Source organism: Sarcina sp. DSM 11001, assembly GCF_900101015.1.
GTDB lineage: Bacteria > Bacillota > Clostridia > Lachnospirales > Lachnospiraceae > CAG-791.
Genome location: NZ_FNFZ01000035.1, coordinates 10,191 through 28,224, shown reverse-complemented (window position 1 = coordinate 28,224; position 18,034 = coordinate 10,191). Strand labels below are relative to the sequence as shown.

18 protein-coding genes and 1 pseudogene are annotated in these 18,034 nt (G+C 44.8%); 8 read left to right on the top strand and 11 right to left on the bottom strand.

What is annotated here, in order from left to right:
• Positions 1–554: 554 nt before the first annotated feature.
• The 7 genes from BLT02_RS14880 to BLT02_RS14855 all read right to left on the bottom strand — a co-directional run bounded on the left by BLT02_RS14880 (position 555) and on the right by BLT02_RS14855 (position 5,853).
• Positions 555–1,064, bottom strand: a complete 510-nt coding sequence (locus BLT02_RS14880) for a helix-turn-helix domain-containing protein (RefSeq protein ID WP_092997288.1) — start codon at positions 1,062–1,064, stop codon at positions 555–557.
• 41 nt (positions 1,065–1,105) lie between these two features.
• Positions 1,106–1,249, bottom strand: a complete 144-nt coding sequence (locus BLT02_RS17345; protein ID WP_175453876.1) for a hypothetical protein — start codon at positions 1,247–1,249, stop codon at positions 1,106–1,108.
• A gap of 347 nt (positions 1,250–1,596) precedes the next feature.
• A complete protein-coding gene (locus BLT02_RS14875) occupies positions 1,597–2,172 on the bottom strand; it encodes a xanthine phosphoribosyltransferase (RefSeq protein ID WP_092997285.1) in 576 nt (191 codons plus the stop codon).
• 124 nt (positions 2,173–2,296) lie between these two features.
• Positions 2,297–3,307, bottom strand: coding sequence for a tryptophan--tRNA ligase (trpS, locus tag BLT02_RS14870; RefSeq protein ID WP_092997282.1), 1,011 nt, complete (start codon positions 3,305–3,307; stop codon positions 2,297–2,299).
• A gap of 59 nt (positions 3,308–3,366) precedes the next feature.
• A complete protein-coding gene (gene ald, locus BLT02_RS14865) occupies positions 3,367–4,482 on the bottom strand; it encodes an alanine dehydrogenase (RefSeq protein ID WP_092997279.1) in 1,116 nt (371 codons plus the stop codon).
• A 269-nt stretch (positions 4,483–4,751) separates the two neighbouring features.
• Positions 4,752–5,036 (bottom strand): SH3 domain-containing protein, encoded by a 285-nt coding sequence (locus tag BLT02_RS14860; RefSeq protein WP_139187671.1) that lies wholly within the window; start codon positions 5,034–5,036, stop codon positions 4,752–4,754.
• A gap of 358 nt (positions 5,037–5,394) precedes the next feature.
• A complete protein-coding gene (locus BLT02_RS14855; protein ID WP_242869842.1) occupies positions 5,395–5,853 on the bottom strand; it encodes a tyrosine-type recombinase/integrase in 459 nt (152 codons plus the stop codon).
• A gap of 76 nt (positions 5,854–5,929) precedes the next feature.
• Here BLT02_RS14855 and BLT02_RS14850 point away from each other — a divergent pair, with 76 nt between their 5' ends.
• The 6 genes from BLT02_RS14850 to BLT02_RS16940 all read left to right on the top strand — a co-directional run bounded on the left by BLT02_RS14850 (position 5,930) and on the right by BLT02_RS16940 (position 11,842).
• A complete protein-coding gene (locus BLT02_RS14850; protein WP_092997270.1) occupies positions 5,930–6,520 on the top strand; it encodes a relaxase family protein in 591 nt (196 codons plus the stop codon).
• Positions 6,448–7,107 (top strand): hypothetical protein, encoded by a 660-nt coding sequence (locus BLT02_RS14845; RefSeq protein WP_139187667.1) that lies wholly within the window; start codon positions 6,448–6,450, stop codon positions 7,105–7,107. The genes BLT02_RS14850 and BLT02_RS14845 overlap by 73 nt, the downstream gene beginning before the upstream one ends.
• Before the next feature lie 676 nt (positions 7,108–7,783).
• Positions 7,784–9,085, top strand: a complete 1,302-nt coding sequence (locus tag BLT02_RS14835; RefSeq protein WP_242869841.1) for a hypothetical protein — start codon at positions 7,784–7,786, stop codon at positions 9,083–9,085.
• Between the two features lies 1 nt (position 9,086).
• On the top strand, positions 9,087–10,535 hold the full coding sequence (locus BLT02_RS14830) for an ATP-binding cassette domain-containing protein (protein ID WP_175453875.1): 1,449 nt from the start codon (positions 9,087–9,089) through the stop codon (positions 10,533–10,535).
• Positions 10,532–11,362 (top strand): ABC transporter permease, encoded by an 831-nt coding sequence (locus tag BLT02_RS14825; protein WP_092997255.1) that lies wholly within the window; start codon positions 10,532–10,534, stop codon positions 11,360–11,362. Before BLT02_RS14830 ends, BLT02_RS14825 begins: the two co-directional genes overlap by 4 nt.
• Before the next feature lie 249 nt (positions 11,363–11,611).
• On the top strand, positions 11,612–11,842 hold the full coding sequence (locus BLT02_RS16940) for a hypothetical protein (RefSeq protein ID WP_139187663.1): 231 nt from the start codon (positions 11,612–11,614) through the stop codon (positions 11,840–11,842).
• Positions 11,843–12,022: 180 nt separating this feature from the next.
• Here BLT02_RS16940 and BLT02_RS14820 read toward each other — a convergent pair whose 3' ends face one another.
• Positions 12,023–12,379 carry a hypothetical protein gene (locus BLT02_RS14820; RefSeq protein ID WP_092997252.1) on the bottom strand — a complete coding sequence of 119 codons (357 nt, stop codon included), beginning with the start codon at positions 12,377–12,379 and terminating at the stop codon, positions 12,023–12,025.
• A gap of 264 nt (positions 12,380–12,643) precedes the next feature.
• On the opposite strand from BLT02_RS14820, the gene BLT02_RS14815 reads away from it, so the two are divergent.
• Positions 12,644–14,245: a transposase gene (locus tag BLT02_RS14815; RefSeq protein ID WP_092997249.1), complete on the top strand. Its 1,602-nt coding sequence runs from the start codon at positions 12,644–12,646 to the stop codon at positions 14,243–14,245.
• Positions 14,246–14,344: 99 nt separating this feature from the next.
• Here the strand turns inward: BLT02_RS14815 and BLT02_RS14810 are convergent, their stop codons facing one another.
• The 3 genes and pseudogenes from BLT02_RS14810 to BLT02_RS17340 form a co-directional block, all read right to left on the bottom strand.
• Positions 14,345–15,217 carry a transglutaminase domain-containing protein gene (locus tag BLT02_RS14810; RefSeq protein WP_092997246.1) on the bottom strand — a complete coding sequence of 291 codons (873 nt, stop codon included), beginning with the start codon at positions 15,215–15,217 and terminating at the stop codon, positions 14,345–14,347.
• A 224-nt stretch (positions 15,218–15,441) separates the two neighbouring features.
• A pseudogene (locus tag BLT02_RS18000) lies at positions 15,442–16,165 on the bottom strand (IS1380 family transposase); the annotation flags it as partial.
• Positions 16,147–16,311, bottom strand: a complete 165-nt coding sequence (locus tag BLT02_RS17340) for a hypothetical protein (protein WP_175453872.1) — start codon at positions 16,309–16,311, stop codon at positions 16,147–16,149. The gene BLT02_RS17340 and the pseudogene BLT02_RS18000, both read right to left, overlap by 19 nt.
• A gap of 481 nt (positions 16,312–16,792) precedes the next feature.
• Between BLT02_RS17340 and BLT02_RS14795 the strand changes: the two genes are divergently transcribed.
• On the top strand, positions 16,793–17,569 hold the full coding sequence (locus BLT02_RS14795) for a recombinase family protein (RefSeq protein WP_092997237.1): 777 nt from the start codon (positions 16,793–16,795) through the stop codon (positions 17,567–17,569).
• Positions 17,570–18,034 lie beyond the last annotated feature (465 nt).

Genomic DNA, 18,034 nt, shown 5'->3' with positions numbered 1-18,034 from the left:
TTACTTAAAGCTGCACAGAGACTTAAGCTGCTCATTTGGAACAGCCCAAACTTCGAATGCATTATCAACGGTTTCGGTAAGATTATTTATTGAAGCAAAGAATGTGTTGTGAGTATTTTCCTTGCGAGTTATTCGCCACACCTGTTCAATTGGATTGAGATCAGGCGAATACGGTGGAAGCCTCAAAAACTGAACAGAAGCAGCTATATCGGCATACTCGGGTTGTTTCTCAGTATCGATAAGTCGCAGAGTTTTCTTGTGCCATGGAGCATTATCCATTACAAGGACATAATGTTTTCCTTGAGGTGCTGGTTTAGCCTTCAAAAATTCCCGAATGGAATTAATTGTGGTTTCGTAATTGAACTTCTCAGGCTTCGTAACGAATAGTTCTCCAGTTTCAGGGATAATAAATCCGCTGTATGAAGCTTTAAAACGCCCAGCGAAGGATTTTACTGTAGGTGCACTTCCCTTTTTATACCACCCGCAGGTGATGGTTGTTTGTATCTGAAAATGAACTTCGTCTTGATAGACTAAAATGGCGGTGTCGTCTGCTTCTATTTCTGAGCGTTTTTTTTAAACTCATTGCGCTTCTCGGAATCTTCATATCCTTTTGATGGATAAGGCTGAGGGCGTATATGAGAAAAACCAAGGTTATGAAATAATCTCTGGCACTGTCTGACACTGAGACTGATGTTATACTTGGCCTGGATATAGGCAGAAAGTGCCGGTCCATCCCAGTTTTTGTAACCGTAATCTTTCGGATCTGACTGAAGAACACCATCAATCTCTTTGAGTTGTTCCTCCGTAAGCTTTGCAGCACGTCCTTTATGTCCTTTAGGCCGAAGCGCTTCAAAGCCCTGCTCGTCAGCTATCTTCACCCATCCGGTGACGGCCACTTTGCTTACACCGGCCATGGCTCCGATTTGGGAAGCTGAGCAACCAGAAAGAACCATATTAACAGCAAATACCCTGAAGTGGTAGCGTGATTCGTCGGATGACGACATAATAGCTTTACCTTGCTGCAACAACATTTCGGGGTCGGTATTGTACTTACGTTTATTCATATATGCAGTACCTCCAAGAGAAGTATAGCATATATGCTACGTCAATTCAAAGTAAAGTTATTAATGTCGTTTACTATAGAACCAGTCTTTTCAGAATCCTTTTTTTCTCCCGCCGCAAAAACCACAGCGGTCAAAAGGACGATCATTGCAAGGCCCGCAGCCGCAAGCTTCTTCCAATTCTTCATTTTCTCCTCCTGTTCCTGCACTGCTTTACATGCACGTTTTTTACTATCGTTCTTTATTCTTCATATTGCCGGACTCGCGGACGAGTCCCGCATTACTGTTGACATGTATTACATCAGCTGACCGGGTCTAAATCTCAAGACAGAGCAGCTGCATTAACAGCCAGTCCGGCTTTACGCGTCTTTTCTAGTGTGACGTCTCAATCATTTTTGAAGTTAAAATTGCCAGATCGTCGTCGTTCCCGCGAGGCGGAGGAAGGAGTCGATGTGAACCCATCGGCGACTGACGACAACGATGCGGGCGGCGACGAGATGGTGATTTTAATTCTAATTATGATTGAGACGGCACACTAATGTTCCCGGAAGGTGATCCCCTCTTCGGACATCGCATCCACAATGGCCAGGCTGTAAATGTCATAGCCGGCCTCCCTCAGGAGCCTTCCGCCGTTCTGGAAGCCCTTTTCAATGGCGATCCCGATACCGGCCACCTCAGCGCCCGCCTGCTGGCAGATGTCCAGGAGCCCCTGAACAGCTTTGCCGTTTGCCATGAAATCATCCACGATCAGTACGCTGTCGCTGCTGTGCAGGTACTGCTTCGAAAGGATCACCACATTGTCGATATTGTGGGTATAGGAATGTACGATAGATCTGTACAGGTCACCGTCCAGATTCATGCTGCGGGACTTTTTGGCAAAGACGAGCGGAGCTCCGAACATGCGCGCCACAGGAAAAGCCACTGCGATTCCCGACGATTCCACCGTCAATACACGGGTAACGCGCTTGTCTTTGAAATGCTCATAAAAAGCTTCTCCAATCCGGTCCAGCAATTTGATATCCAGCTGATGGTTAAGAAAGCTGTCCACCTTCAGGATATCACCCTCCCTGACCTGGCCGTCTTTTTGTATCCTTTCCTCAAGAAAATTCATAGCGTTCCCCCTTCAGAAGTGTTCAAAGCCATTAAAGAATACTCTCATATAAAGTATACTCTCGTATTAACGAATACTCTCGTATCATAATCTACAATGATAATATACAGGCACCCGGTCTGTCTTATTTTTTATCGATCTGATAAAAACCGATCTTTTTGTAGACCTTGCGAAGGGTCTTGTTGGCGATATAGGAGGCCTTCTCCGCGCCCTCTCTGTAGACGGAATTGAGGTAGGCCTTGTCTGCGATCAGGCGCTTCGCCTCTTCCCGGATCGGCGTCAGGACATCCACGACTGCCTCTCCGACAGCGGGTTTGAAGACACCGTAACCCTGTCCCTCAAATTCACGCTCGATCTCTTCAAAGGTCTTTCCGGTGATGGTCGCGTAAATATTCATGAGATTAGCGACACCGGGCTTGTTCTCTCTGTCGTAGCGGACACATCTCTCCGTGTCGGAATCCGTAATGGCGCGCTTGAATTTCTTCATGATCACATTGGGTTCATCCATGAGGAAAACGCAGCCCTGGGGGATGGATTTGGACATCTTGGAATCCGGTGTCGTGAGACCGTAGATCCTGGCGCCCACCTTGCTGATAAAGGGCTCCGGTACGCGGAAGACATCCCCGTAGATGTTATTGAAGCGGTTCGCGATATTCCTGCAGAGCTCTACGTGCTGCTTCTGGTCTTCGCCTACCGGCACATAATGTGGCTGGTAGAGCAGGATGTCCGCCGCCATCAGGGAAGGATAAGTAAAGAGACCCGCGTTGATATTGTCCTTGTGCTTTTCGGATTTGTCCTTGAACTGCGTCATGCGGGTCAGCTCTCCGAACATCGTGTAGCAGTCCAGCACCCAGCCGAGCTGGGCGTGTGCGGGAACATGAGACTGGAGAAAGAGTGTGTTCTTTTCGGGATCCAGACCACAGGCAATATAGATCGCCAGCATCTCCAGAGACCGCCTGCGCAGCTCCTTCGGATCCTGACGGACCGTGATCGTGTGCATGTCCGCCATGAAGTAGTAACAGTCGTAGTCGTTGACACGGTCTGCCCAGTTCTTGATCGCGCCCAGATAATTGCCCAGGTGCAGATCGCCGCTGGGCTGGATCCCGGACAGCATGATTTTCTTTTCTTCGCCCATGTTTAGATATATTCCTCCTAATCTCTATAGTTTATAAGTTCTGTATTATTCTTTGCCGGTCAGCCGATGAGGCCTGTGAGATCTGTGCATTCATAACCCAGCGCCTCTCCCACATTTGCGTTAGTCAGCTTACCGTCATAGGTATTGACAGCTGTGCGGATCACGGGGTTCTTTCTGCAGGCCTCCTCAAGGCCGGCGGCCGCGATCTCGAGGCCGTAATGCAGCGTGGCGTTGGTCAGCGCGATCGTGGATGTCCTCGGGACGGCGCCGGGCATATTTCCGACGCAGTAGTGGACAACACCGTCACGGATATAAACAGGATCATCGTGGGTGGTCACGACAGAAGTCTCTCCGCAGCCGCCCTGGTCGATCGCTACGTCGACGAATACTGCCCCTTCCTTCATCTCCTTCAGATACGCCGCCTTGAAGAGCTTGGGCGTGGCCGCCCCGGGGATCAGGGCAGAGCCGATCACCAGATCCGCGTCCCTCACTGCCCTCTCAATATTCGCATCTGTAGAGACCAGGGTCTGGATGCGGGCTCCGAACATGTTGTCGAGCTCTTCCAGACGTTTCAGATTGATGTCGATGATCGTGACATTAGCTCCCATGCCGACAGCGATCCTGCAGGCATTCATGCCGACTGTTCCGCCACCGAGAATGACGACATTGGCCTTGGGAGTACCGGGGACGCCTGCCAGCAGGATCCCTTCTCCTCCGAATCTCTTTTCGAGGTATTTGGCTCCCTCCTGGATGGACAGCCTGCCGGCGATCTGGCTCATCGGAGCGAGCAGAGGAAGGGAGCGGTCTGTCTCCTGCAGGGTCTCATAAGCGACACCCTTGACCTTACCGGCCAGCAGAGCGTCCGTCTGTTCCCTGTCCGCCGCAAGATGAAGATAGGTATAGAGTATCAGGCCTTCATGGAAAAGGGCATATTCACTCTCCAGAGGTTCCTTGACCTTGACCATCATATCCACGGTCTGCCAGACTTCAGCGGGATCTTCCATCAATACGGCACCAGCCTTAATATAGTCATCATCCGCAAAACCGGAGCCCTCGCCAGCGCCCTTTTCCATGTAAACAGCGTGCCCTGCTTTTACATAAGCTCTGACATTGTCCGGCGTCAGTCCGACCCGGAATTCATTGTTCTTGATTTCCCTGACACTTCCTACCTTCATATATTGTTGCCCTCCCTGGTGGATTTCTGACTCTGGTCCATACATTTTATTTTCATTTTTAAAAAAAGTTGGAATCCAGACTTCATTTATTATAGCACGCCTCGCAGTCCGTGAAAACAAAAAAGCATCCCCCGCGCACAAGGCGCAGGGAATGCTGACTGCCATGATATTGATCAGGCTGTTAAACTGTATAAATAATGACCTCAGCCTGTGAAAAACTCTCTCAAATCATCTTACAAAATCATCTTACAAAGACTTTCACACAAAGATTATTTTCTCACATAGTCGCCGTTGACCCAGCCTTGTTTCCCTTCATATTTGGCCCATAAATAAGCACCACTTCTGTTGGAAAGCTGGACCTTCAGGGTCTCGCCGTTGTAGATTTTGGCGATTTCATTGGATGCCTTATATTCAGGTTTGGAACGAAGCGCCAGGTAACCGGAAGAAACATGGCACCTTACGGTCGTCCAATCTTCTTTGGAGCTCTTTCCGCCTGCTGCCTCTTCCATCATCTCATCACTGATCATGTTTTCCATCTTTTCAATATCTGCCATGATAAAAACCTCCTGTAAATAAATTCTATTATGTCCTGTTTCGCATTTCAGTGCGGTCTTCCTGTTCAGCAGGATCAGCATGAAACGCATTTCGTTGTTCTGATTTCCCGCAGAACTGTGTTTCTGCGTTTTTCTTTTGCTTTGTTTTTGTTTACAGGCGTATTGTATCACTCCTTTTGTCACAAAAGCATCACATTTACACGAGAATTGCGCAAATGGCTTCAAACCTGAGAAATGAAGCCATTTTGCACATATTCAAATGTCCAAAACAGATACTTCCCTGAGCTGAAATGTTGTCATTTTGTTGTCTGTTTGAAACAAATGTTGTCAGAATCCAAGGAACCACAAGGACTCTTCCCTAAAATAATTTGTACTTTGTCGTTAAGTCTTTGAAAGACTCTGTTTTTTTCTCATTTGTTGCTTCGGCATAGATATCCATAGTCGTCTGAATGTTTGAATGACCCATAACAGACTGGAGTATTTTCATGTTCATTTCCGCTTCACATAATCTGGTGCAGAACGTATGTCTCAAATGATGGCATGAAAAGTCTGGAATAATTAAAGGCTCACGATGCTGCTTTTTAGCCTTAATGATTTCTTCAGCAGTGTAACTCGAAACAATTCTCTTGATTGCCATGTTGATTGTCGCAGGACGACAGATGTTTCCGTCCTTATTGCTGAAGATGAATCCTGTCATTCCTTCAATTGCAGTGCTGTTAAATCCAGCTTCAGACTGATAATCATACTCTGCGCGGAGTGCCTCATACACCTCGTCGAGCATCGGTATGATTCTAATGCCGGCTTTCGTCTTAGGCATAGAAAGCTGTAACTTTAATTTCTTTGTTCTGGAACCCGGTTTGGGACAATATACAATACTGTGGTTGCAGGATGTCATGGATCTTTGTCAGCGAGAAGGACTCCATCAAGTTGACCTTCTTGCTCCTGCAAAACAGAAAGTATCCGATCGGGAGTACCGTGCTGCTCAACGCGGACAGGAAAAACTGGATGCCCGCAACCGTGAAATTCTTGATGCCGGGGCAACGCCACGTCGGACAAAGTTCCAGACACAAAAACAGGTCCTGCGCGATGCTATAAATGAATGTGTGGATGAATCCACATCTTTTGAGCAATTTCGATCCCTTCTTTTCTCCCGTTACCAGGTTAAGGTAAAGGAATCACGCGGTCGGATCAGCTATATTCTGCCAGATCGGGAAAAGCCCATTCGTGGTAGGGCGCTTGGTGTAGATTATGAGAAAGAAAGCATTCTGCAAAGGCTTGAACAAAACCTTGCTGATTGGCGAGACAGAAAAGACTACAAAATAAATCAGGATAATATTGAAAAAGAAGCTGCTACCGATAATAGTTCTGATCTTGATGGCCTCAGAACATCGAGCACATTGATAACCAGGAAGTGGATCCTTTTGCTGGATATAATCTGGAGGAAAATCCGATTCTTGGCGTACTCTTTATTCAGTCTGACCTGAAACTTGTCACAGACCTTCAAACTTGCATCAAAGCACAGGTGAACCGCGCCTACAAGCAAAAAGTCCAACTTTCAAACTTGCAAATGCTGGCCCACACAGTTGCTTTTGTTCAGGAGAACCATCTCGGAACGCCGGAAGCACTTGATCAAAAGCGGAAGATTGCCTCAAAACAACTTGCACAAGCTGAAGACACTTTACGATCCACAAAGGAAGAACTGCAACAGATCAATGAGCGAATCCATTATACCGGCCAGTTCCTTGCGACCAGGGACACTTTCCATCAGATGCTGAATATTCATAACAAGGGAAAATTCCGCAATGAGCACGTTGCAGAGATCGACCGATACCAGAAAGCCTGCGAAATTCTCCGTTCGTATACCCCCGAAGGTAAGTTTCCTTCTCTTAAATCCCTGCAAGCGAGAAAAATAGAACTGCTGAAGCTGCAAAAAGCACAGTCAGTGGAGTTGGAAAATATGAAAAAAAATGAAAGAACCATCTCCATTGCGGCTCAAAATGTGCACTACATTCTGGAAGGCACAGTAGAAAGAGTTCCAGCAGCACACAGAGATGGACTACAGATTACATAGAATGGCTTATATCAGTGCAGAATTCTATTTGGCCAATTCGGAACTACGCGAAAGAAAACAGCACATCCAGAAAGGAACACCGACATTTTTGAGTGAGACCCCCGTTATCAATGACATTAAGCTAAGCCCCCCAGTGTCCAAAACAATAGTCTCTTATTCAATCAGAGGTGAAATACCCTCTGATTTTTTTGCTTTTTTCATAAAAAAGCATGACAAGGTAACAAAAAATGCAGCGCGCCTCGTTATTAACATCATTTTTTGAGGTGCCGCTATGCAATTTAATCCTACTGTCCCTGTTTCTCATCAGGCAAACGACCCGCCCGGAGGATGTTTTTTTGACAGATAGCAGCAATATTGTATCTATCTCTATGAAATACCGTTCATATGAGTAAAATGACAGAAAACTACCGGATAATAACTGACATATATCTGTGCAATATGATATATTTGACCTGTTACTTTATGTGTTGTTATCACAATACGCCTGTAAGTACTTTCTGTCTGGATGTACCGGAGAAGGCGGCAGACGAATGTTCCGAAATAACCCGGGGGAGGAGAAAAAATGATAACTTGTCCGAAATGTGGCAATGTCAATGATGATAATTCTAATTTTTGTAATAACTGCGGGTACGACCTTAAAAGCGCACAGTCTGTGAACAGGGATACGATCAATAATATGCCAGAGTTTTCTGCAGATACAGGTGAGGCTTTTGTACCGGGACAGATCCGCGGAAAAAAACAGAAAAGATCCAAACTTCTGTTTTTCATTCCGCTCCTGGTGGTAATAGCAGCTGTCTTTTTTGCAGTCAATGTGCTTACCAGAAACCAGAAGGTCATTGATTTGGAAAAATGTGTTGACGTATCTTTTACCGGTTACGACGGAGATGGATCTGCCGTCATGTCGATCAACACCACAAGACTGACGGAGCAGATCAAAGCTGCAAAGGGAAAAGATGCCGACAAGTATAATGCAGACGATATGACCTACTACATTAAATTGGATGGAACTGTAAAGCAGCACGCAGCTTCCAGTCATTCCGACGATGAAGAGGATAACGGCGAAGGGAGCGGAGATGAAGAAGACATTGAGGATAAGGAAAATGACCTCAAGCATTTGAATCGCGGCGATATTATTACGGTTACAATTGATTACGGAGAATTGCAAAAGAGATATAACGATCTGGAGTTTTCCGGCAGAGACAAGGATGTGGAAGTTGATGAAGGACTGAAGGATTACAAGATTATTGATCCATTCATCCATATTGAACCGACTTTTACAGGTACCGCTCCGTTTGGCAGAGCGGATATTAAAAGTGTTGAGGACAAGATTCCGCCGGAACTGATCGATCTTGATGCCTTCAACTGGTATCAGCTCAACAAATTTGACGAAATAGATATTGGTGATACCCTGGTGCTGTCATTTACATTGGATGGCAAGCATGACTGGAAAGAAAAGGGTCTCAAACCTGCCCGCGAGGAGATGGAATATACTGTCACTGAAAAAGATCTTCCCAAATTTGTCACCCGGATGGATGAAATCTCAGCGGATGACCTGGCAAAAATTCAGGCTGAAGCCAGGGACCGGGTAGTCTCTTACATGATTAACAGGTATAACCAGAAAAATACGGAATATGTCGGCGCTTATTTAATGGTTCCCAAAAAGGGAAATTGGGACAGCTATTCGACAAAGAGCTTTCTCTATCTGGTGTTTAAATCACAGATTAAGAAGTACGACGATACCGTAAAAGAGATCTGGCTTGCGGTGAAGTCATCAGATCTCAGAAAACTGAAGGAAAGCAATGAATCAGGTGATCTCTACGATCCCTCGGAAAATAATCAGGTTTTCGATATAACCCAATTTAGCAGTGTGATCGAATATGAGTCAGAGGAAGACCTGTATAATAATCTGATTCTGGGCAATTCCATATATGAAAGGAATCCGGAATACGTCAAAGCAGAACAGGGGGCGGAGCAATAAAGTGTTTGGCATTGGAAATAAGACAGAAAACGCCTTCCTTTACTGTCTGACAGGCGGACATATGGATGCTGTCCTAATAGACAGCAGAAAACTGACCATAGGGAACTCTCCAAAATGTAATATCTGTCTTGATAGAGAGTGGATCGGCAGCAGACTGGCAGAAACCGGATGGAAAGGGCAGAGCAGTTATTACTTCAAACCGCTCTCTGACAAATATTTTTTTCTCAATGGCCAACAGGTATCCTCAGGAATCAGTCTGGTTCTTGAGGACAGGGATGTAATTCTGGTCAGAAGCAAAGAATCTCAGAACTGGGTTCTGTTCTGGTTTCGTGTGAACAGCAATGAAATAGACACAAAATGGATGAAGAAACCAATCAATGACGCGGCCGGTATTCTTCCGATGGAATGGCATCAGGACAGCGGCTGGTATATCCATCCCCGGAATACGGAAAACAGAACATATGTAGACAAGAAGATTGCAGATGAGATACTGCCGGTCAGGGTCGGAATGACTGTTCAGTCAGGTCCGGTCAGCGGTGTTTTTGCAGCAGACTGTTTTTACTATCAAATTCTGACTGGATGGAAGACAGAAACACAGCCAGGGCAGTCTTCCCATTCAGATGGGGGAATACTCTCGATCGACATTTCAGAGAAGACAGTGGGCTTAATATTTAAGAAAACCCTACTTCGAAATATTCATATTGATGTCGAAGACGGGGAAATGGTTCTGATTCTCGGCTCATCCGGCGCGGGAAAATCAACGTTTATGGATGCCGTGATCGGCTACGAAGAAATGACAGGAACTATTACTTATAACGGAAGACCGCTGGAAGAACTGCGCAGATACGGAAATGCCATTGGATATGTACCGCAGCACAACATTGTCAGGGAGGGAGACACGGTCGGCCATGCAGTCAGAAGCGCGGCAAAAATGAGTTCCCTGTCTTCTGATCCTCAAGACCCCGGCAAACTGAACGAGAGAGTGCAGCACACATTGGAAATTCTGGGCCTCAAGGAGAAAGAAAAAGCAATTATTTCAAAACTCAGCGGAGGAGAAAAAAAGAGAGTAAATGTAGCGGCAGCGTACATTACAAATCCGAAGATCTTCTTTTTGGATGAACCTGATACCGGCCTTGATACGGTGCAGGGAGAGATACTTATGAAAGCTCTGAGAGATATAACGGATGAAGGCAGGATCGTGATGATTATCACGCATGCACCCGACAGGAAGAGCACTTATTATGACAAAGTGCTGGTTATTGCAAAGAACCGACAGAGCCAGTGTGGAGAACCTGCTTTTTTCGGGACAAGGGAAAAAGCATTTGAATTCTTTGGAGAAACGGATTTTGAAGGCGTTGTCAGAGCGATTTCCGATAACGATGCGGAGCAATCCCGGGACTTCGTCCTGGAGTATCAAAACCTTAAACCGGGAAGAAAGGGGATAATGTGAATAAGACATCCTGGGTACAGCAGCTGGGCAATTACATCAGCAAACTGTTCATACAGTTCATCATCGAAAAGCAATGGATATATTTTCTTAGTACGCTTCTGATCAATTTTTTACTGTTGTTTGTATTAGATAAAGAAAAGATGTTCATCGAGTATATGGATACAAGGACCGGCCTGTTTGCAATTGCCTGCGCCTGCATCTGGATCGGTCTCTTCAATTCTGTCCAGTCAATCTGCAGGGAAAGGGCGACGATTAAACATGAGCACCTGATATCCAACATTTATTTATCAGCCTATATAAGTGCCCATCTGGTCTATGAGGCATTCATCTGCATCGTTGAAGCCCTGCTGACGGAAGCTGTCATGGTAGGATATTTCAGAGAGGCAGTGCATCAAAGCAAATTTTCCCCGGTTGATCTGTTTATCACACTGTTTTTATTGATTTTTACTGCCGATGTATGCGGAATCCTGATTTCCTCAATATCCAGGACACCGGAAATGGCAATGACTATAATGCCGTTTGTGCTGATTATACAGCTGATCATGTCAGGCTTTATCTTTCAGCTAAAGGGAATTGCAAAAGCGGTTTCCATGCTGACAATAAGCAAATGGGGAATCCGGGCCTTATGTGTCTGCTGCAAGATAAACCAATATCCTCCGGAAGATGTACACTCATACGAATACGCAGTCTACCATCAAAATGAAGTGGAATATAGTACGGGCGGTGCCAGAATTATCATACTATGGCTGGTTTTAATCCTTTTCACAATTGCCTTTTCAGCCTTATCCGCAGCGGCACTCCGCCTGGTAGACAAAGACAAAAGATGACCTGATTTCCGGTCAAACGGAAGGGGACGGTTCTTCGTCCCCAAAAGAGGGAGGGACGGTTCTTCGTCTCCAAAATATCGCCAACGGAGACAGGGGACGGTTCTTTGTCTCCAAAATATCGCCAAAGGAGACAGAGAACCGTCCCAATGACATTAAGCTAAGCCCCCCTGTGTCCAAAACAATAGTTTCTTATTCAATCAGAGGTGAAATATCCTCTGATTTTTTTGCTTTTTTTACAAAAAAAACGTTTTGGCTTTTTCTTTAAACACAGGCAAACATCCCGGGATAGTCAACGAGCGAGAATTGAAACTGAATAAAGCACTTGCATGGGGAGAAGATGATGATGAAACCGTGATATACTTCTTGTCTGCTGCCGTGATCGTTCCCTTTCCCCAGGAGATATACGTGGCAGATTATCCGATCAGAATATCAGTGTTCATTGGTTCCTCCGTGCTTAATCAGTCTTTCCTCGGAAGCTGAATTCATAAGCTTTGCTGTAGAGCTTGTAGTTTTTGATAAACAAGATCACAATTTGGTAAATACATGAGAACTATTATACCAGAACGAGAAGGTCTCAGCACTGTGGAAATCGATGTCCACAGTCGGTTTCGGATATTCGGCAAAGGTCACTTTACCGAACACGCCAATTTCTACACCATTTCAGTTATTATCCACAAGTTTCAAATTGATCCAAATCACGCGATATGGTTTAAAATAATCAGGCCACTCATTTTCTTCAATTTCAGGGTTGTATCCATTTATTTCATTGACTGACCATAAAAGATCCCTGAATTTTTCCTTGTCATATAGCCAGTTTCTGAAATCCTCATAATCAGAATTTTCATCAACGATAAAGGCGTAATGATCCTCTCCAGCTTTTGCCGCATCAGCAACCTTTTGAACAATATTCTGATAATCGGAGGTATTCAATACATCACAAGTCTTAACAAAGAAGTTCTCTGCAGTCGCAGTACACTCCGGGATATACAGATTGTGCAAGACTGATTTTTTATCCACTTCATCCCCGTATATCCCATCAATAGAATCGATAATGCTGTTTTTCTCAACGGAAATATTAAAATAAATATGATGCCAGAATTCATTAGATGTGCTGTCGCTTGAATAATCATGATGTTGGGGTCAAAAGTCCCCAGTTTTGTTGCTTAGCACATTACTAAGCACTAAGCGGCTATTAGCAACCACCTTGAAAACTGAATATAGATCACGTACATACCCGCTATCGTGGTATACTGTAAGTATCAACGAAGCGAGGTAAGCACTATGTCATTCCGCAAGAATCCGGCTCAGCAGATGTCTCTGTTTGATACCACATACAACCTCACAGAGCGCGAGAAAAAAGCACTCGAAAGAAGCTGGGCAAAGGTATTTTCAGAGGACGTCTTTCCTTATATTGACGAGGAACGTTTCTCGGTCCTGTATTCAGATAAGAATTCCAGACCGAATACTCCGATCAATGTGATCGTTGGAGCTGAGATCATCAAAATGCTGTTTGATTACTCGGATGACGAAATGGTCGACAACCTGATGCTTGATCCCCGCTTTCAGCTGGCACTCCATACCACAAGCTTTGACGAACAGCCGCTCAGTGACAAGAGCCTTTCCCGGTTCCGCCGCAGATGCTATGACTACGAAAAGACCCATGGAGTTGATCTGTATCATGATTGTGTGACCGGCCTTGCCGAAGCGACTGCACGGATGATGGGTATCGACAAGCGGATCCGCCGGATGGATTCCCTTATGGTGGAGGCCAACATCAGGAAACTGAGCCGTATGGAACTCATCTATACCTGTATTTCCAAACTGATCCGTTATCTTCATAAGAACGGGCACGATGACATGATCGGTCATATGGAACATTATTATGATCCCAATGATTTCAACCGAGTCATCTACCACAGCCGCAGTACTGACGCCGACAAAAGGATCGGGGTCCTTCTCAAGGATGCGGACCTTCTTCTGGAAAAATGCGGTAATGACTTCGAAGAGATCACTGAATACCAGCTTTTTGTCCGCTGCCTGAGCGAGCAGACGATTGTGGAAGATGGGAAAAGACGTCTCCGCACAAAAGAAGATGGCGGAATGAATTCCTCGATCCTGCAGAATCCGTCTGATCCCGATGCAACATATCGGAAGAAGGCAGGGAAAGAGCATCGCGGCTATGCAGCAAATGTTGAGGAATCTGTCGGGAAAAACGGTTCTGTTGTCACAGACTACCAGCTTGATTCAAACAACAAGAGTGACAGTGAATTTTTCCAGGAACACGTTGAAAAGATCGGCCCCCAGGAAGAGAAGACCATCATTTCAGCGGATGGAGCATACAGCGGTGAAGAAAACACTGAACTTGCCGCCAAAAACAACATCGACCTGGTAACAACGGATCTGACCGGCAGAGATGTAGATCCTGTAATGGGAGCGTTCGAGCTGAACGAGGACGGCACCAGAGTGCTCCACTGTCCCGCAGGCAATGCACCGAGATCAAACTGGTACAACAAGGCGACCGGGATCATCAACATTTCATTTGAACGGGACAAATGTGCAAACTGCCCGTTTGCAATGCACTGCAAGCCGAAGATCTTTAAAAAGGTCAGCAAGCTTACTGTCTCCCGAAAGATGGTGAACCGTGCACTCACGCAGGCCAGAATGAATACCGAACAGTTTAAGCTCCTTGCCAGGATCAGGAATGGCGTGGAAACAGTTCCTTCAGCATTGAAGAATATCTACAATGTTAACCACATGCCTGTCCGTGGAAAGATCCCCTGTAAGCACTTCTTCGGAAGCAAGATAGCAGCACTGAACTTCAGAAAGCTCCTCCGGTTTCGGCAGGGGACGGGTCACTATGGCCAAAATCCGCTGCTTGCCTGAGTTAAGGCAGGGAATATACTAACCACACAGGCGGAAAAACATCTGTTTACATGTCTAAATGCGAATCTATACGTGATCTATATTCAGTTTTCAAGGTTTTTAGAAAAAAGGCGTTTCACGCCTAAGGGTTTTGACCCTTACATCATAATCATTATTTGTTACATCAAGTATATACCAGTTCCCATCGATCTCAACTGCATTCCAAATATGTGGTATTCCATCAGACTTTCCGCCTACGGGAACATTGTTGATACCCACACGGTCTAACAGTACTTTTGCAGCTTTTGTATATCCTTCACAGTTGGCAAGGTGATCAACCAGTGCCCCGTATGAATAAATCTCGTTTCTTGCAACATATAGATCGTCATTTGGCGCTTCATGATCATACTCGCACAGATCAATCAAATAATCGTTAATAACCAACTCCTTCTCAAACGCATTTGCATCATCAGGAACCGATAAGAGAATCATTTCCATCGTTTCTTCAAATTCTCCAATCCGTTCTTCTAATTCCTCCCCTTCGCAATTGTAACGGAGAATACATTCACTGACACCACTATCACAAGCTTTTACGTTTATTTCCTCGTCAATCCAGAAAACCTCGGGGTGATCCAAAGTGTATATGTCTATGATTTGAGAAATCCTGTTAATGTCTGAAATCCCATGCGTTGAAAAGGCTGTGGGCACCCTCTCACCCACATGTTCATCAATTTCCATGTATACCTGACGCTCCTTATCAGACTGAAGACATTGATATCCATACATGGTTATCGGTCCCTGTCCATAATCCACAGACATTTCGATAGGCAGCACTTCAGCTAATTCAATTCCTGATATAGAATTCTGATCCTCCTGGATTTCAGAAACCGATTCATTCGAACTTTCCGTATAGTCCGCTTCTTTGGAACATCCTGTGAGCCCGGTGATCGCAAAGGTGATAGCTAATACAATGGCAAACACATTCTTTTTCATAAAGTGCCTCCCTTAATGGTGAATAGATTTATGAAAATAGTATTATCCCCGAATTATTCATGACGCCCGGAATATACCCATGAAATGTCAATTTGTTACGCAACAATACCATTATCCACTGTCATCACCTTTCGTGGATGCAATTGTCCATAAATATTGGGCATAGTACTCCCGTCGGGTTCTGAAAGCGGCTTATGGTATTGTCAAGGTTCATTGTTCTGCTGTCAGACAGCCAGTTCAGGAATTTGTAGCTGTTGTATATTCCACATTATTTCCCGGAACTCCTCCTTATAGGGACAGCTGCTGCAGAACCGGAAGCTTCGGTATCTGGCTGACCGGATTATTCTTGCTGCAATCTTGATCAGTTTCAAACGGAAGGTCTCAATCTACATTTTTCGAAAATGCTTCGGAAGTACCGGTCGTTTGAACCAATTGAACAGGTTATACGCCAGCATGCAGATCATCAGGCGGCCTGCGTTCACCATCATGGCGTGACTGCTCATACAGGAAAAATCAAAACCGTTTTTTTACTCCTTGATGTAGTCCTCCATACGGCCGCAGTTGCAGTAAAACCTGATGATATCCTCCGGTGAAAGGTCCATGTTTGTTACGATGAATGTATACATGTAAGTCATCTGATCCGTGGGTTTTTCCACTTTACAGACAACACGCCTGGCATAGTTCCATGAGCCAGCCTTATACATGAATTCGCCGTAGCAGACAGCATAGTCAACCTTGTTGTCTTTTGTCAGATCGTCCCGATCATCTGCGATATCTGACGCAAGGGATCTCAAAGTGCTGTTCATCTTAAACCGGATAGCATAAACTGCAGCCATGAGTTTCCGCGAGATCATAGATCTTCGGAGCGGCGAAGCAGCTGTCTCCCCGCAGGGAGATCATAACATCAGGATACTATTCAAGAAACTCATTCAGTAGAGGCTCAAGAAACAGGTGGGCATAATCTTTTCAAAACCGATGCGATGTGCAAACTCCTTCAGAAGGAACAGGCTGCCATCTGAAGAAAGCTCACTGCCATCGAAGTTTAATTTGAACTGCTTATTGAAACTGAAGAAGGTGTCATTTACAATAGACATAGGGATCTCTCCTTTATGTTTTGGTTTTGACTGGACACCTTAATCTTAACATAGCTGAGATCCTTTTTTCTATGTTAAGCAGTTTGAAAACAGTCGCACTAAGCAGTTCAATATCTTCACTCGGCAAGTGAATGTAGTATGTAGTTGTAAATGCATTAACAATGCGGGTTTTCCCACATTCACGGAAAGCCGGTGAATTATTCAGGTTATCTGATACAAAGGAACAATTCATTTATTGAACCTATTCACGCACGAAGTGTGTGTGATTAGTTCAATAAATAATCCACTGAATATCATTTTTTACGATCGTTAAATTCAGTACATTCCTTTACACTCTAAAACGTGGTTTTTCATTACAAATATGGTACAATCAAATTATAGGTTATTTTTGATACAATATAAATGAGCATGCTGGTTATTTGCTTGCTACATTGTATGAAACACATCTGTCATTATTTCTCCACTTTATGGGAGTGAATTTATGAACCAGACATACGGCTATTGTAGAATTAGCACTTATAAACAGAATATTGATCGCCAAGAACGCAACATCAAAACTTCATATCCAGAAGCGGTGTTTATCAAAGAAATCTTCACTGGAACACAGGAGAATAGACCTGAATGGAAAAAGCTCTATGAACATGTCGACAGGGGAGACCTGATTGTCTTTGATTCAGTATCGAGAATGAGCAGGAATGCCGAAGAAGGTTTCCGCATCTACAAAGAGCTCTATGATCGCGGCGTAGAACTGGTCTTCCTGAAGGAACGGCACATCGATACCGTTTCCTTCAAAGAAGCCATGGCCGGTGTTGTCTCAGTGGACATCAACGCTGGCGACGACGCCACAAACGATCTGATAAGAAGCATCATGGATGCTGTGAATAGATTTATGATGAACAAGTGCGAAGCTGATATCCGTAAGGCATTCGAACAGGCAGAGAAGGAAGTCCTTGATCTCAGGCAGCGTACAAAAGAAGGAATTGTAACAGCAAAGCTTAAAGGTGCCCGTATTGGCACACAAAAAGGGGACTCCCTCCTTATAAAAAAGCGTGATCCCATCATCAAGATTATCCGTGAGCGATCCAGAGACTTCGGTGGTCCTTTAAATGACAGAGAGCTTCTTGCTGTCTTGGCTCAGACAGAAATAACTGTTCCCAAGGATTCCAAGGGAAACACCAAAAAGGTTTCTGGCAAAGTCAGCCGGAACACTTTTTACCGCTATAAGACATTGGCAAGGGAAGGTGATAAATTGGAATGATATTTCTTAATCCGTAACACCAAGGGCCTTCCGCATTGGATAGTGTTCTCCTGGAAAAAAGACTGATTCCGCTACAGGATTCTATCATTTTTACGGAAGAACCCATTCAAGCTGATTAAGGGCACAACAGTTTAAGTAAATATGGCACTTCTGTAGCTTGCAACCGTACAGGTCAAATAAATCAAGCTGTGCACAACTCACAGTGCTCACGAGAAGTTTGCGTTATGCACTTAGAATTGTGATGATTTGGTACAATTGAAGTCAGTAGATGTTATTTAGTTATAATGGGAGGACATGCGATGAATAAGCTTGAAGAGATCACTGGTATGACAATGAAGGAGTTAACGTTGCTTAATCATTTGAAACTATATCAAAAAAACCTAACAGAGATTCCTCCTGAAATCGGGCAGTTGACGGCTCTTACTAAACTGGATCTATCCGGAAATCGGATCTCTGTGATTCCTC

Coding starts and splice junctions, on each gene's coding strand:
- BLT02_RS14880 (WP_092997288.1), bottom strand. CDS start 1,064: ATGAATAAACGTAAGTACAATACCGACCCCGAAATGTTGTTGCAGCAA.
- BLT02_RS17345 (WP_175453876.1), bottom strand. CDS start 1,249: ATGAAGAATTGGAAGAAGCTTGCGGCTGCGGGCCTTGCAATGATCGTC.
- BLT02_RS14875 (WP_092997285.1), bottom strand. CDS start 2,172: ATGAATTTTCTTGAGGAAAGGATACAAAAAGACGGCCAGGTCAGGGAG.
- trpS (WP_092997282.1), bottom strand. CDS start 3,307: ATGGGCGAAGAAAAGAAAATCATGCTGTCCGGGATCCAGCCCAGCGGC.
- ald (WP_092997279.1), bottom strand. CDS start 4,482: ATGAAGGTAGGAAGTGTCAGGGAAATCAAGAACAATGAATTCCGGGTC.
- BLT02_RS14860 (WP_139187671.1), bottom strand. CDS start 5,036: ATGGCAGATATTGAAAAGATGGAAAACATGATCAGTGATGAGATGATG.
- BLT02_RS14855 (WP_242869842.1), bottom strand. CDS start 5,853: ATGCCTAAGACGAAAGCCGGCATTAGAATCATACCGATGCTCGACGAG.
- BLT02_RS14850 (WP_092997270.1), top strand. CDS start 5,930: ATGGATCTTTGTCAGCGAGAAGGACTCCATCAAGTTGACCTTCTTGCT.
- BLT02_RS14835 (WP_242869841.1), top strand. CDS start 7,784: ATGCCAGAGTTTTCTGCAGATACAGGTGAGGCTTTTGTACCGGGACAG.
- BLT02_RS14815 (WP_092997249.1), top strand. CDS start 12,644: ATGTCATTCCGCAAGAATCCGGCTCAGCAGATGTCTCTGTTTGATACC.
- BLT02_RS14810 (WP_092997246.1), bottom strand. CDS start 15,217: ATGAAAAAGAATGTGTTTGCCATTGTATTAGCTATCACCTTTGCGATC.
- BLT02_RS17340 (WP_175453872.1), bottom strand. CDS start 16,311: ATGTCTATTGTAAATGACACCTTCTTCAGTTTCAATAAGCAGTTCAAA.
- BLT02_RS14795 (WP_092997237.1), top strand. CDS start 16,793: ATGAACCAGACATACGGCTATTGTAGAATTAGCACTTATAAACAGAAT.